13 protein-coding genes are annotated in these 13,655 nt (G+C 59.5%); 7 read left to right on the top strand and 6 right to left on the bottom strand.

Annotated elements, in window-relative coordinates; translation table 11 throughout:
- Nucleotide 1: 1 nt before the first annotated feature.
- From J4D25_RS18325 to J4D25_RS18315, 3 genes are read left to right on the top strand one after another with little or no spacing between them, the layout of a single operon-like run.
- Nucleotides 2-1,444, top strand: coding sequence for a CpaF family protein (locus J4D25_RS18325; protein ID WP_057713687.1), 1,443 nt, complete (start codon nt 2-4; stop codon nt 1,442-1,444).
- A complete protein-coding gene (locus J4D25_RS18320; RefSeq protein WP_057713688.1) occupies nt 1,441-2,427 on the top strand; it encodes a type II secretion system F family protein in 987 nt (328 codons plus the stop codon). The genes J4D25_RS18325 and J4D25_RS18320 overlap by 4 nt, the downstream gene beginning before the upstream one ends.
- A gap of 29 nt (nt 2,428-2,456) precedes the next feature.
- A complete protein-coding gene (locus tag J4D25_RS18315; protein WP_057713689.1) occupies nt 2,457-3,419 on the top strand; it encodes a type II secretion system F family protein in 963 nt (320 codons plus the stop codon).
- A gap of 220 nt (nt 3,420-3,639) precedes the next feature.
- Here J4D25_RS18315 and J4D25_RS18310 read toward each other — a convergent pair whose 3' ends face one another.
- The 5 genes from J4D25_RS18310 to J4D25_RS18290 all read right to left on the bottom strand — a co-directional run bounded on the left by J4D25_RS18310 (nt 3,640) and on the right by J4D25_RS18290 (nt 9,508).
- Nucleotides 3,640-3,909, bottom strand: coding sequence for a DUF3613 domain-containing protein (locus J4D25_RS18310; RefSeq protein ID WP_057713690.1), 270 nt, complete (start codon nt 3,907-3,909; stop codon nt 3,640-3,642).
- 18 nt (nt 3,910-3,927) lie between these two features.
- A complete protein-coding gene (locus J4D25_RS18305) occupies nt 3,928-4,641 on the bottom strand; it encodes a tetratricopeptide repeat protein (protein WP_057713691.1) in 714 nt (237 codons plus the stop codon).
- A gap of 119 nt (nt 4,642-4,760) precedes the next feature.
- Nucleotides 4,761-5,984, bottom strand: a complete 1,224-nt coding sequence (locus J4D25_RS18300) for a type II and III secretion system protein family protein (protein ID WP_057713692.1) — start codon at nt 5,982-5,984, stop codon at nt 4,761-4,763.
- Between the two features lie 594 nt (nt 5,985-6,578).
- Nucleotides 6,579-6,986, bottom strand: coding sequence for a PA2817 family protein (locus J4D25_RS18295; RefSeq protein ID WP_007972361.1), 408 nt, complete (start codon nt 6,984-6,986; stop codon nt 6,579-6,581).
- A 74-nt stretch (nt 6,987-7,060) separates the two neighbouring features.
- Complete coding sequence (locus J4D25_RS18290) at nt 7,061-9,508, bottom strand: acyl-CoA dehydrogenase (RefSeq protein ID WP_057713693.1); 2,448 nt, start codon at nt 9,506-9,508, stop codon at nt 7,061-7,063.
- Between the two features lie 249 nt (nt 9,509-9,757).
- On the opposite strand from J4D25_RS18290, the gene J4D25_RS18285 reads away from it, so the two are divergent.
- The 4 genes from J4D25_RS18285 to J4D25_RS18270 all read left to right on the top strand — a co-directional run bounded on the left by J4D25_RS18285 (nt 9,758) and on the right by J4D25_RS18270 (nt 12,925).
- Nucleotides 9,758-10,417 carry a transglutaminase family protein gene (locus tag J4D25_RS18285; protein WP_057713694.1) on the top strand — a complete coding sequence of 220 codons (660 nt, stop codon included), beginning with the start codon at nt 9,758-9,760 and terminating at the stop codon, nt 10,415-10,417.
- Nucleotides 10,418-10,460: 43 nt separating this feature from the next.
- The gene (locus J4D25_RS18280) at nt 10,461-11,084 is read left to right on the top strand and encodes a glutathione S-transferase family protein (protein ID WP_057713695.1); all 624 of its coding nucleotides are present in this window, start codon (nt 10,461-10,463) and stop codon (nt 11,082-11,084) included.
- Nucleotides 11,085-11,216: 132 nt separating this feature from the next.
- A complete protein-coding gene (locus tag J4D25_RS18275) occupies nt 11,217-12,149 on the top strand; it encodes an ABC transporter ATP-binding protein (protein WP_057713696.1) in 933 nt (310 codons plus the stop codon).
- Entirely contained in the window at nt 12,146-12,925 is a 780-nt protein-coding gene (locus tag J4D25_RS18270; protein WP_057713697.1) for an ABC transporter permease, read from the top strand. The genes J4D25_RS18275 and J4D25_RS18270 overlap by 4 nt, the downstream gene beginning before the upstream one ends.
- A 155-nt stretch (nt 12,926-13,080) precedes the next feature.
- Here the strand turns inward: J4D25_RS18270 and J4D25_RS18265 are convergent, their stop codons facing one another.
- Entirely contained in the window at nt 13,081-13,596 is a 516-nt protein-coding gene (locus tag J4D25_RS18265) for a DUF2062 domain-containing protein (RefSeq protein WP_057713698.1), read from the bottom strand.
- Nucleotides 13,597-13,655: the final 59 nt, after the last annotated feature.

Here is a 13,655-nt window from a genome sequence, read left to right as displayed (position 1 = left end):
CATGATCAGCGACTTTCGTAACCGCTTGCGCAAACAGTCCGGTAAACCCGCCTCATCGTCGGCTAACCAGCCGGGGGACGACCTGCCGGATCCGGCAGAGGAAATAATGGCGTGGGAACGTGCAACGCCGGACGTTCTTTACGAAACCAAAAGTCAGGTCACCCCGGTGGAAGCCGAGTGGCGAGAAAAGATTTACCAGCAGTTGCTCAAGGTCATGGACCTGTCCTTGCTGGACTCCCTGGAACAGGCTGAGGCCGCGCGGCAGATTCGCGATATTTGCCAGCGCCTGCTCGATGAGCATTCGGCACCGGTGAGTACTTCCAGCCGCCAATTGATCATCAAGCAGATTATCGACGAGGTGCTCGGTCTGGGGCCTCTGGAACCCCTGCTGGCCGATCACAGTGTGTCCGACATTTTGGTCAACCGACATGACTCAGTGTATGTCGAGCGCTTCGGCAAGCTGCAACGCACCGATGTTCGTTTCCGCGATGATCGGCATTTGCTGAACATCATTGACCGCATCGTTTCCAGCCTGGGTCGGCGTATCGACGAGTCTTCGCCGTTGGTGGATGCGCGGCTCAAGGACGGTTCGCGGGTCAACGCGATTATCCCGCCGCTGGCCATCGACGGCCCTAGCATGTCGATCCGGCGCTTTGCCGTGGACCTGCTCAATACCGATAGCCTGATCCAGGTGGGGGCATTGACCCCGGCCATTGCCCTGCTGCTCAAGGCGATTGTCCGTGGGCGCTTGAACGTGCTGATTTCCGGCGGTACCGGCAGCGGCAAGACCACCATGCTCAATGTCCTGTCCAGTTTCATTCCGCACAACGAGCGCATCGTCACCATCGAAGACTCGGCCGAACTGCAACTGCAGCAACCCCATGTGGTGCGCTTGGAAACCCGGCCTTCGAATATCGAGGGACGTGGTGAGGTGAACCAGCGGGAGTTGGTGCGCAACAGCCTGCGGATGCGGCCGGACCGTATTGTGATCGGCGAAGTGCGCGGCGCCGAGGCGCTGGACATGCTGACTGCGATGAACACCGGTCACGACGGCTCGTTGACCACGATCCACGCCAACACCGCACGCGATGCATTGGGGCGAATCGAGAACATGGTGTCGATGACCGGGGCGACCTTCCCGATCAAGGCCATGCGCCAACAGATCGCTTCGGCCATCGGAGTGGTCATCCAGCTGGAACGCCAGGAGGACGGCAAGCGCCGCCTGGTCAGCGTGCAGGAGATCAACGGCATGGAGGGCGAGATCATCACCATGACCGAAATCTTCTCCTTCGTGCGCCACGGCGTAGGCGAAAACGGCGAAGTACTCGGTGATTTTCGGCCTAGCGGCATGATCCCCGCCTTCCGCGATGTGCTGGCCAAGCGCGGGATCGAGTTGCCGCTTGCGATGTTCAGGCCTGAGTGGATGGAGGCACGGCAATCATGAACCAGGTTCCTGGTGAATTCATTCTGATGTTCCTCGGCATGGTGTTTATTGCCGTCTTCCTCCTGTCCCAGGGCGTGGCGGTGCCGGTATTCGGCGAGGCCGGCAAGATGCGCAAGCGCATCCGCGGCCGCTTGCATGTACTGGAGAAAGCCAACAATCAGTCCAGCATGCATACCGTGTTGCGACAGAAATACCTGACGCGTTTGTCGCCATTGGAGGCCAGGCTTGAGCAGCTGCCTTTTATGGAGGCATTGACGCAAATGATCGAGCAGTCCGGGCACGAATACCGGGCCTATCGGGTATTGCTGCTCGGGCTGGCGCTGGGTGTCTGGGCGGGTATCTTGATCTGGATGGTTTGGTCAGTCTGGTGGATGGCGCTGCTGGCGGGTTTCGCGGTTTTCTGGTTACCCATACTGAAAATCTCTCACGACCGTGGCAAGCGTTTCGCTGCGTTCGAGGAAGGCCTGCCGGACGCGCTGGATGCCATGTGCCGCGCTTTGCGCGCTGGGCACCCATTCAACGAAACCCTGCGCCTGGTGGCCGAGGAGCACAAGGGGCCGGTGGCTCATGAGTTTGGCCTGACCTTCTCCGATATCAACTATGGCAACGATGTACGCCGGGCCATGCTCGGCTTACTGGAGCGCATGCCGAGCATGACGGTGATGATGCTGGTGACCTCGATCCTTATCCATCGTGAGACCGGCGGTAATCTGACCGAGGTGCTGGAGCGTCTGAGTCTGCTGATCCGCGGGCGCTTCCGTTTTCAGCGCAAGGTCAAAACTCTGTCGGCCGAAGGGCGGATGTCGGCCTGGATACTGGTGGCCATTCCCTTCGTACTGGCGGCTGTGATTTTGTTCACTACCCCTATGTACATGCCGTTGCTGCTCAATGATCCGATGGGCCATAGGCTGATACTTTGGGCTTTTGGTGCCATGTTGGTCGGGATTTTCTGGATTCGCAAAATTATCCGGATTCAGGTTTAAGCGGTATTCGCTGCCGGGAGGTACAGGTCATGGATTTTTTACTCGGGTTGTTCAGTCGGGTCACGGGGAACGAGGAGATGGCGCGCCTGTTGTTCCTTGGCGCGATCGGTTTGAGTACGGTACTTGCGGTTGGTGCCGTGATCCTGCTGATGATAGGGCTTCAGGATCCCGTGCAGCGTCGTCTTTCGCTGATCAAGCGTGGTTATTTAGGCAACGCGACCGGGCAGGAAGCTCCGGGTAACCTGCAACTGTTGCTGGAGCGGGTCGGCCAGCGCTTTGCCTCGGCCGAGTCAGCTCAAACATCCGCCACCCAGACCCTGTTAATGCATGCGGGGTACCGCTCCTCGTCGGCGGTGCAGATGTACTGGGCAGTGCGCTTGATGTTACCGCTGTTATTGATCGGTATTGCGTTGCTGCTGTTGCCGATGATTCCCAAGGTTTCCCTGATCATGGGGCTGCTGTTGGTGGTCTTGGTGGCGGGTATCGGATGGTTGATGCCAGCGCTGTATGTCGCCAAGCGCAAACAGAAGCGACAAGGCCGGCTGCGCGCCGCGTTTCCGGATGCACTGGATCTGATGGTGGTGTGCGTGGAGTCGGGCCTGGCCTTGCCCATGACCATCGAACGGGTGGCTGAGGAGATGTCGGTCAGTCAGGTCGAATTGGCTGAAGAACTGGCCCTGGTCAATGCACAAATCCGCGCAGGTATTTCGAGTACCGCGGCGCTCAAGCAACTGGCTGTGCGCACTGGGCTGGATGACGTACAAGGTCTGGTCAACCTGTTGGCGCAGAGTATCCGTTTTGGTACCAGCGTGGCCGACACCTTGCGCATCTATGCCGAAGAGTTCCGTGACCGGCGTACGCAGGCCGCCGAAGAGATGGGGGCGAAAATCGGTACCAAGCTGATATTTCCACTGATTTTCTGTCTATGGCCGAGCTTCTTTCTGGTCGCTATCGGCCCCGCCTTGATCGGGGTATTCAAAGCATTCGGGTGAGGTAAAACGGCCGGAGGCTGTCGAGCGCGATGGCCTCGCCATCCGAGCTTGATCTACACATCTCCCCAGAGCTGTCGCAGCCTGCGGCAGCTTCGGGGGTAATTCGGTAAGGATTGGATAATGTGTAGATACCACTGCTTTCCTGCACACGACATCAAGCCCGGCTTTGCAGCCAGGCTACTCTGGACGACACCAGAGGCTGATCACCCATCGACATGACTCAGTTGCCGATGGTCATTTCTCCCGCTGCATCCTGGTCATAAAATTCCGGAATCGGGTAGTTGAAGCTATTGAGCCAGCGCTGCATGGCCAGGTCACGTTCGGTGGCCGAAGCGGTTTGCAGTTTAGGGGAGGCAACCACTCCGCGAATCTGCAGCTGCAACCACTGCTCGGTGCCTTGTTGATACGGCGAGGAGGGGCCCGGCTCAATGGCCCAGGCAGTGGTTGACAGACAAGCCGTGCACACGATCAACAGCCGTTTGGTATTCATCTCGACTCCTCGAACGTTCTACTTGTTCGCACTGGCTGAGGCATCTGCTACCTCAGTCTTGCGATTCCCCTCGGATGCCACCACTTTTTTGGCGGAGGCCTTGAGTTTTTCCGCGCGGGTTTGAGCCTCTACGACTTGCTTGGGGCTCAAGTCGGCGCGGGTCACGAGTTCGGCGGCCGCCTTCCAATTATCCTGGTAGATCAGCAGCGTCACCATATTGAGTGCCGCCAGTGTGTTTGCCTGCTTGAGCTCCATGGCGGTCATGAACTCAAAGCGTGCTTCAGGGATCCGTTGCTGATTGAGGTAGACGACCCCCAGGTCATTGCGCATCCTGTCGTCGGTGGGGGCCATCCTCACCGCACGCTCGAGGTGAGTGGCAGCGGCGGCATTATCATTTCTGGCGGCGGCCAACTGGCCCAGGCCATGTTCCCCTTCAGCCGCCAGACAGGTGCCTAGCAAGCCTTCGTACAACGGCTGCGCGTCGCCGCTACGCCCCATCAAGCGCAGTACCCGAGCCTTGCGCAGGCGAACCTGGACCAGGTTATCGGGCAATCCTTCCAGATTCGCCAGGCTGGCATACAAACGGCCTTCGTCGGCCATGTTGTCGGCCAGGTTCAGGGCCAGTTCTTGCTCCGAACCGGGCTTGGCACAGCTGGCCGGTCGCGAAGACAGACCATTGCTGGCACAACCTGCGAGCATTAATGTCGCCGCTATTGCAATGACTGCTTTCATTGAAGGTCCTCTGGCGACAACAGGTTGAACGCCTGGCCAATGGCAATACAGCTGGCTCGGCAAGCGTTCAACGTCACCGTTACGAGTGAGGGCGAGGCACATCCGGTTCAGGCTTCGGTTCATTGCGAGAGCCCGCTACGACTGTCGAAATCGCCATTTTCCAGGAAAAACATGCGGTAGAAGTTCGGGTCGTAATTGCGCAGCTGTTCGCCAGGCAATGACGGCAGTTGTGCGTTGGCAGCCAGTGGCTGGACCAGATGCGGGGTTACGATCATCAGCAGTTCGCGCTCTTCACGGTTGATGGTGTTGTCGCGGAAAAACGCGCCCAGAACCGGGATATCGCCCAGCCCCGGAAACTTGTTCACCTGGGAATTGTTGCGGGAGCTGATCAGGCCGCTGATGACAAAGCTTTCGCCGTCGGCCAGGGAGATGCTGGTATCGGTACGGCGCACGGTCAGGGCCGGGACTATCGTGCCGGCGATGCTCACTGCATTGGTGAAGTCTAGTTCACTGACTTCCGGCGCCACCTTCAGTGCAATTCGGTTTTTCCCAACGATGGTCGGCGTCAGGGTCAGGCGGATACCGAACTCCTTGTACTCGATGAAAATGCTATCGCTGCCTGAACTGGGCACCGGAATCGGTATTTCACCGCCGGCCAGGAAGCTCGCACTCTGCCCGCTGAGCGCTACCAGGCTTGGCCGCGCCAGGGTGTAGGCGAAGCCGCTGCCCTCCAGCGCATTGAGCGCCACCAGGGTACTGCCGGTAGCAAACGTAAGGTTGAAGTTGTCGTTGTTCACCGGTATTGACGGCGTGACAATGCCGCCGATGGTGGGCAAGGTTCTCGGCGAGCCGAACAGCCAGTTGCCACGGACGCCGAAAATCGAGGCGGAGGCTTCCTTGAGTTTGGTCCGGCTGACTTCAACGAAGCGGATATCGGTCTGCACCTGGCTCGGTAGCAACGGGTCGTCGGAGGGCACCGACGGCACACTGGTCAGCGCCGATGTGGCTCTACCCTTGACGAACACCATGCTTTGGCGCGGCGTTTTCGAACAGGCGGTCCAGACCATCAGGCTGGTGGTCCCCGGCGCAATGCCCGTGAGTATGAATGCGCTGCTGCCGCTGGGCTGCACGTCGGCGATTTTCGGGTCACCCACCGCCAGTTGCGTCACCGGAACGGGGCTGCGCAGTTCATTCTGCAGCCCCTGACCGACCTCGTACGTTGTCGGCCAATTGTCCAGTTGTGAACAATTGGCCGGCGCGGCCTGAGCCGCATCCACGCTGAGGCCCATCCAGAACAGGCCATGGATAATTCGCTTGAAAGCGGGCTCGGTACGAAAGCTCATTAAGGACATCCTCGCTGGATAGGCCATCTTCAGGCTGACTAAGTTGTCTCGGATCACTCACGGGGACCGGACTACCTCTCCCAATGCGCCAGACCACTTATCCACGGCCTTGGCGTTATTCCTTGCGTGCTACACACGAGCGGGCGCAATTCGCTGATCTGGCTGGATAGCGAGCGACCATTGCTGAAACGGTTTTCAGTGATCCGGTGACCTGGACTGCCCGTCGGAGCGATACTCGCGCCTATGGTTCGACCTGGTCCCCCCGGAAAGTCATCGGCAATGCAGGTACAGAGCCGGAAAACGCCTGCCAGGATCATGGTGAGGTAACTCCTTTTGCCAATCCGCTATCTGATCACTGAAGCTAACGTGAAAACTCGAGCCGTTATGACTTCTTGTAGTTTGAAGGTAGTTCAATCAAACCAAAGTGCCATGAGATAGAGAGAAAACTATTGGTGCAAAGGCTGGAGCTAGGCAGGCGGACGCTGCGGAAAAGGTCGCAGCACTGTGCGGTTGCCTGAAGTTGACGGGGGGCGCTGAAGGAAAAAAAAGGCCCGCATGCTCAAGCATGCGGGCCTTGGCATCACTGATTGATGATCAGTGCTTGCTGTCCTGGTTCGACAGCGCCAGCAGCTGCTTTTCCTGGTTCCAATCGAAGGGTTCGTCGTTCTGTTCGGCTTCGAAGCGGCGCTCTTCCAGTGCCTGATACAGGTCGATTTCATCATCGGGCATGTAGTGCAGGCAGTCGCCGGCGAAATACCACAGCAGGTCGCGCGGGACCAGGTGAGCGATTTGCGGGTAGCGAGTGATGACCTGGCACAGGATGTCCTGGCCCAGGTACTGGCTTTCGATCGGGTCGACAGGCAGTAACGCAAGCAGTTCGTCGAAGCGCTCAAGGAACAAGGCATGACTTTCGTCGGGAACCTGCTCGGCCTCACCTACGGCGACCAGGATGCTGCGCAGGTGGTCGAGTAAAACGAGATGATCGGCAACGATGTTGGACACGAGATAAGTCCTCAAGAGCAAAACGGGCGCGGGAGTATAAAGCGCCCGCGCCCGTTTTTACATGCTTGACGGGATCAGCGGACTTTTCCCTCCGCCAGTGCCAAGGCCTCTTTGCCAAAGTCATCGACATCGATCACCTTGCGCCGGGCCGCCTCGGCTTCTCGCAGGGTTTGGGCCTCCACCGGCTGCAATACGCCAGCCTCGAGGGCGGCATCGATCACCGACTCGCCGGCCACCGGTTTGACCTGGCCACTTTTGAGTGCCATATGCAGTTTTTTCTGCAGCGGCTGTGCGGTGCTCAACAGATTGCAGGCGTGTTGCAGTGCACCGACCGGATCGTCGCTCGCTTGCGGGCGGTAGCACCCCAGGAGCACTTCTTCCAGTGCCGGGTCGCCCTTGGCGCGGCCGATCACCCCTGCGACTTCGGCGCCGAGTTTGTCCGATGGCCCTTTGTGCCGGCGCCCGAACGGGAACACGATCACTCGCAACACACAGCCCACGACTTTGTTCGGGAAGTTGCTCAGCAGTTCATCCATCGCCCGTTCCGCCTGGCCCAGGCTTTCTTCCATGGCCCAGGTCAGCAGTGGTGTCATGTACTGCGGTGAGTCAAGGTCGTTGTAGCGCTTGAGCGCGGCGGACGCCAGGTAAAGGTTGCTCAATACGTCGCCTAGCCGTGCGGACAGGCGTTCGCGGCGTTTCAGTGCGCCGCCCAGCAACATCATGCTCAGGTCGGCGAGCAGGGCGAAAGCAGCGGCCTGACGGTTGAGTGCGCGGAAATAACCTTGGCTGAGTTTGTCGCCCGGGGTGTGTTCCAGATGCCCGAAACCGAGATTGAGCACCAGCGTACTGGCGGCGTTGCCCACGGCAAAACCGATGTGCTTGAGCAGCAGGTCATCGAATTCTCTGAGCGCCTGATCCTTGTCTTCACGGCCGGCGAGGGCCATTTCCTTGAGCACGAAGGGATGGCAGCGAATCGCGCCCTGGCCGAAGATCATCAGGTTGCGCGAGAGAATGTTCGCGCCTTCGACGGTGATGAAAATCGGCGCGCCGTTCCATTTGCGACCGAGGTAGTTGTTCGGCCCCATGATGATCGCCTTGCCGCCGTGCACATCCATGGCGTCGCTAATGCAGTCGCGGGCGCGTTCGGTCAGGTGGTACTTGAGAATTGCCGACAGCACCGACGGTTTCTCGCCCAGATCGACTGCATTGGCGGTCAGCATGCGGGCGGCGTCCATCATCCAGGCGTTGCCGCCAATGCGGGCCATGGCTTCCTGGATGCCTTCGAACGAGGCAATCGGCACATTGAACTGCTCGCGAACCTGAGCGTATTGGCCCGTTACCAGACTGGTGAACTTGGCCATGCCGGTGCCCACCGCCGGCAGGGAAATCGAACGCCCGACCGACAGGCAGTTCATCAGCATCATCCAGCCTTTGCCGAGCATCTCCTGGCCGCCGATGAGGAACTCCAGCGGGACGAACACGTCCTTGCCCGAGTTCGGGCCATTCATGAATGCCGCGCCCAACGGCAGATGCCGGCGGCCGATCTCGACACCGGCGATGTCGGTCGGAATCAGTGCCAGGCTGATGCCCAGGTCTTCCTTGTCACCCAGCAGGTGATCCGGATCGTAGGCCTTGAAGGCCAGGCCGAGGAGGGTGGCCACCGGACCGAGGGTGATGTAGCGTTTTTCCCAGTTCAGGCGCAGGCCGAGGACTTCCTGGCCCTCCCATTCACCTTTGCAGATCACTCCTGAGTCCGGCATGCCGCCGGCGTCGGAGCCGGCCAGCGGGCCGGTCAGGGCAAAACACGGGATGTCGTCGCCGCGCGCCAGGCGAGGCAGGTAATGATTGCGTTGTTCGTCGGTGCCGTAATGCAGCAACAGTTCGGCCGGGCCGAGGGAATTGGGGACCATCACGGTTGAGGCAAGGTCGCCGCTGTGGCTCGCCAGTTTCATCGCCACTTGCGAGTGGGCATAGGCGGAGAAGCCCTTGCCGCCAAACTCCTTGGGGATGATCAGGGCGAAAAAGCCGTTGTCCTTGATGAATGTCCAGGCTTGCGGCGGCAGGTCCATGGTTTGACCGAGCTGCCATTCACTGACCATGGCGCAGAGTGTTTCGGTCGGCCCGTCGATGAAGGCCTGTTCCTCTTCATTCAATTGCGCCTTGGGATAGGACAGCAGCTTGCTCCAGTCCGGACGGCCACTGAACAGTTCGCCGTCCCACCAGACCGTGCCAGCGTCGATGGCATCGCGTTCGGTTTGCGACATCGGCGGCAGGGTTTTCTGGAACCAGTTGAACATCGGCGCGCTGAACAATTTGCGGCGCAGGTCGGGCAGCAGCAAAGGCGCGGCGACGGCGGCGATCAACGCCCAGAAAACCAGCAGCAGCCAGCCCGGTGCGCGGCTGAAAGCGCCCATGGCCACGACATAGATGGCCACGATGACCAAGGCGGGCAGCGGGGCGATGCGGCGGTGGGCCAAATAAGCAATCCCGACCAGCAAAACCAGTATCCACAACAACAGCATATTCATTCCTCCGTGAAACCAGGGCGAACCAGCCCACAGAGCTTAGACGGCATCCGCAAAACAGGCTGGTTGGAGCGATGTGATTCGAATCGTGGGAAACCCCGGATGATTTTCGTGCGACAAATGGGCCGCACACGTGGGAAATACGTTCATTGAGCGAGCGGCAAAGCGGCCATGTTTGGCCGAAACGTCGTTATCTCTGTGCTGAAGCTCTCGCTAGACTCGGAGCTTCCCCAGGAGATTATTTTCATGCGCGAGTATCTGAGTCCCGGCCGCTTCATCGATAGTGACCATCCGTCCGTGGTGGAGTTCGCCGAAAAGCACCGTGGCGCCAGTCGCGATCCTCTAGAGCAGGCGATCAGTCTCTATTACGCCGTGCGCGAAGCGGTGCGCTACAACCCGTACACGTTCAGTCGCGACCCGCAGACCCTGCGCGGCAGTTATGCGCTGGCGGCCGGGGAGAGTTATTGCGTGCCCAAGGCCACGTTGCTGGCAGGTGCAGCGCGGCATTGCGGGATTCCCGCGCGGATCGGCCTGGCGGATGTGCGCAATCATTTGTCGACGCCACGGCTGCTCGAATTGCTCAAGAGCGACATGTTCGCCATGCACGGCTACACCGAGTTTTACTTGCAGGATCGCTGGGTCAAGGCGACACCCGCGTTCAACCGCAAACTCTGCGACCTGTTCAATGTGGCGCCGCTGGAATTCGACGGGATCAACGACAGCGTTTTTCATCCCTTCAACCGCGATGGCGCGAAGCTGATGGAGTACCTGGTCGATCACGGCCAGTTCGCCGACGTACCTGAAGCGTTCTTTTTCGAACACCTGGAAAAGTGCTATCCGCACCTGTTCGGTGAGCAACAGCAACCACTATTGGGCGACATGCAGAGCGATTTGAGTCGCGCCTGATCCGGCGTATGCTGCCTGCCCACTTACCGAAAAAGAGGCGGTCATGCTGAAGATCTGGGGTCGGAAAAACTCGTCGAATGTCAGAAAACCATTGTGGGCCGCCGAAGAACTGGGACTGGCCTACGAGGCGATCGATGCCGGTGGCGCCTTTGGTGTCGTCGATACACCCGAATACCGCGCCATGAATCCCAATGGTCGCGTGCCTGTCATTGAAGACGGCGGTTTTGTGTTGTGGGAGTCCAACGCCATCGTGCGTTACCTGATGGCCTTGCATGCCGACGGCACGGCCTGGTACCCGAATAGTCCCAAGGCCCGGGCCACTGCCGACAAGTGGATGGACTGGACCACCTCAAGCTTTGCCGGCCCGTTCCGTACCGTGTTCTGGGGTGTGCTGCGTACCCCGGCAGACCAGCAGGACTGGCCCGCCATCAAGGCGGCGATCAAGGAGTGCGACACGCTGCTGGCAATGGCCGATCAGGCGTTGGCGAACAAGCCCTACCTGTCCGGAGACGAGATCGGCATGGGCGATATTCCCCTGGGCAGTTTCATTTATGCCTGGTTCGAGATGCCGATCGAACGTGCGCCACAACCGCATCTGCAGGCCTGGTATGGCCGGTTGAAGCAGCGTCCGGCGTATCAAAAGGCGGTCATGACCGCGTTGACTTAATACTCACTATCGACACGCTTGACTGTACTTGTGTGGCGGCGACAAGCACCATTGTGCCACTCCGCTGCGGTTGTTTTGTTCGCCGCCGCCCATACTTATCCTTTTCTTCCCATCTTGGTGCGTAAATCAGATATGAGTTCCGCTCTGTCCATCCGGCAGCTAACCAAAACCTACGGCAACGGTTTCCAGGCCCTGAGTGGTATCGATCTGGATGTCGCCGAAGGTGACTTTTTCGCCTTGCTAGGCCCGAACGGCGCCGGCAAGTCCACGACCATCGGCATTCTCTCGACCCTGGTGAACAAGACCAGCGGCACGGTGAACATCTTCGGTCACGACCTGGACAGGAATCCTGCGCAGCTCAAGCGCTCCATCGGCGTGGTGCCTCAGGAATTCAACTTCAACCAGTTCGAAAAGACCTTCGACATCGTCGTGACCCAGGCCGGCTACTACGGCATCCCGGCGAAAATCGCCAAGGAACGCGCCGAACAGTACCTGACCCAGCTCGGCCTGTGGGACAAGAAGGACGTGCCATCGCGCTCGCTGTCCGGCGGTATGAAGCGTCGCCTGATGATCGCCCGCGCGCTGGTTCATGAACCGCGTCTGCTGATCCTCGACGAGCCGACCGCCGGGGTGGACATCGAGCTGCGTCGCTCGATGTGGAGCTTCCTCACCGAGCTGAACCAGAAAGGCATCACCATCATCCTCACGACCCACTATCTGGAAGAGGCTGAGCAGCTGTGCCGCAACATCGGCATCATCGACCACGGCACCATCGTCGAGAACACCAGCATGCGGCAGTTGCTCAGCCAGTTGCATGTCGAAACCTTCCTGCTGGACCTCAAGGGCGACCTGCCAGCTGCGCCGCAGTTGCTCGGCTATCCATCCCGGCTGATCGACAGCCACACCCTGGAAGTCCAGGTGGAAAAGTCCATGGGCATCACCGCGCTGTTCACCCAGTTGGCGCAGCAGAACATCGAAGTGCTGAGCCTGCGTAACAAAACCAATCGCCTCGAGGAGTTGTTCGTGTCCCTGGTGGAGAAAAATCTGTCGAAGGTGGCGGTATGAGTTCCGAGCTGCGCCCCAACCTCGTTGCCCTCAACACCATCGTTTACCGTGAAGTCCGGCGTTTCACCCGGATCTGGCCCCAGACCCTGCTGCCGCCGGCCATCACCATGGTCCTGTACTTCGTGATCTTCGGTAATCTGATCGGTCGGCAGATCGGCGACATGGGTGGCTTCACTTACATGGAGTACATCGTGCCGGGGCTGATCATGATGTCGGTGATCACCAACTCCTACGGCAACGTGGTATCGAGTTTCTTCGGCAGCAAGTTCCAGCGGTCCATTGAAGAATTGATGGTCTCGCCGCTGTCGCCGCACACCATTCTGATTGGCTATACCCTGGGCGGCGTGCTGCGTGGCCTGATGGTGGGGATCATCGTGACTCTGCTGTCGCTGTTCTTCACCCACTTGCAGGTGCATCACCTGGGCGTGACCATTCTGGTGGTGGTGCTGACCGCGACCATCTTCTCGTTGCTGGGCTTCATCAACGCCGTGTTTGCGCGCAACTTCGATGACATTTCGATCATCCCGACTTTCGTGCTGACGCCACTGACCTACCTGGGCGGGGTCTTCTACTCGATCACCTTGCTGCCACCGTTCTGGCAGACCGTGTCCTTGGCCAACCCGGTGCTGCACATGGTCAACGCGTTCCGCTACGGCATTCTTGGCGTATCGGATATCCGCATCAGCGTGGCCATCGCCTTCATGCTGGTTGCGACCGCGGTGCTGTATTTCGGTAGTGCAAGGTTGCTGGTCAGCGGGCGCGGGATGCGGACTTAAGGAATACCGCGTCGCCTGCATCGCGAGCAAGCTCGCTCCCACAGGGGATCTTGTTCGCCGCGTAGATTGAATGTGGGAGCGAGCCTGCTCGCGATGGCGTCAGCCCGTACACCGCAAAAAAAAACGGCCTCCCAAGTGGAGGCCGTTTTGCATTCTCACATCCGGCTCTTCTTGCGCCGCTTCCACTGCCTGGCCACCCACCAGCGCCAATACATCATCACCAGGAAGTAGGCCAGTGCGCCGAGTACCAGCCCCGTTACCACCGAGCCCAACAGAAACGGTTGCCACAAGGTCGAGATTTCACCCGTGATCCATTCCCAGTTCAGTGAGTCCGGCAACTGCCGGGCGGGAACGTCCATCAGCCAGGCGCCGGTCTGGTACGTGCAGAAGAACACGGCGGGCATGGTGATCGGGTTGGTCAGCCAGACCAGGCTCACGGCAATCGGCATGTTGCCGCGCACGATGATGGCGAGGATTGCCGCCAGCAGCATCTGTAGCGGGATCGGCAGGAACGCGGCGAACAGCCCCACCGCCATGGCGCGGGCAACGGAGTGGCGGTTGAGGTGCCACAGGTTCGGGTCATGCAACAGCGTGCCGAGAAAGCGTAAGGACTTGTGTTCCCTGATGCTCATCGGGTCTGGCATGTAGCGTTTGAATAAGCGCCGGGGCATAAGGCTTCTCGGTCGGTCAGGGCGGCAAGTATGTCTGGATTCCATGAACTGCCTATTCA

It is taken from the genome of Pseudomonas sp. GW456-L13 (assembly GCF_017350115.1).
In the GTDB taxonomy this organism is placed as follows: domain Bacteria; phylum Pseudomonadota; class Gammaproteobacteria; order Pseudomonadales; family Pseudomonadaceae; genus Aquipseudomonas; species Aquipseudomonas jessenii.
The sequence above is the reverse complement of the archived record's forward strand: the minus strand, read 5'-3'. Positions and strand labels throughout refer to the sequence as shown.

Coding starts and splice junctions, on each gene's coding strand:
- J4D25_RS18300 (WP_057713692.1), bottom strand. CDS start 5,984: ATGAGCTTTCGTACCGAGCCCGCTTTCAAGCGAATTATCCATGGCCTG.
- J4D25_RS18310 (WP_057713690.1), bottom strand. CDS start 3,909: ATGAATACCAAACGGCTGTTGATCGTGTGCACGGCTTGTCTGTCAACC.
- J4D25_RS18320 (WP_057713688.1), top strand. CDS start 1,441: ATGAACCAGGTTCCTGGTGAATTCATTCTGATGTTCCTCGGCATGGTG.
- J4D25_RS18280 (WP_057713695.1), top strand. CDS start 10,461: ATGCTGAAGATCTGGGGTCGGAAAAACTCGTCGAATGTCAGAAAACCA.
- J4D25_RS18325 (WP_057713687.1), top strand. CDS start 2: ATGATCAGCGACTTTCGTAACCGCTTGCGCAAACAGTCCGGTAAACCC.
- J4D25_RS18305 (WP_057713691.1), bottom strand. CDS start 4,641: ATGAAAGCAGTCATTGCAATAGCGGCGACATTAATGCTCGCAGGTTGT.
- J4D25_RS18265 (WP_057713698.1), bottom strand. CDS start 13,596: ATGCCCCGGCGCTTATTCAAACGCTACATGCCAGACCCGATGAGCATC.
- J4D25_RS18315 (WP_057713689.1), top strand. CDS start 2,457: ATGGATTTTTTACTCGGGTTGTTCAGTCGGGTCACGGGGAACGAGGAG.
- J4D25_RS18290 (WP_057713693.1), bottom strand. CDS start 9,508: ATGCTGTTGTTGTGGATACTGGTTTTGCTGGTCGGGATTGCTTATTTG.
- J4D25_RS18285 (WP_057713694.1), top strand. CDS start 9,758: ATGCGCGAGTATCTGAGTCCCGGCCGCTTCATCGATAGTGACCATCCG.
- J4D25_RS18275 (WP_057713696.1), top strand. CDS start 11,217: ATGAGTTCCGCTCTGTCCATCCGGCAGCTAACCAAAACCTACGGCAAC.
- J4D25_RS18270 (WP_057713697.1), top strand. CDS start 12,146: ATGAGTTCCGAGCTGCGCCCCAACCTCGTTGCCCTCAACACCATCGTT.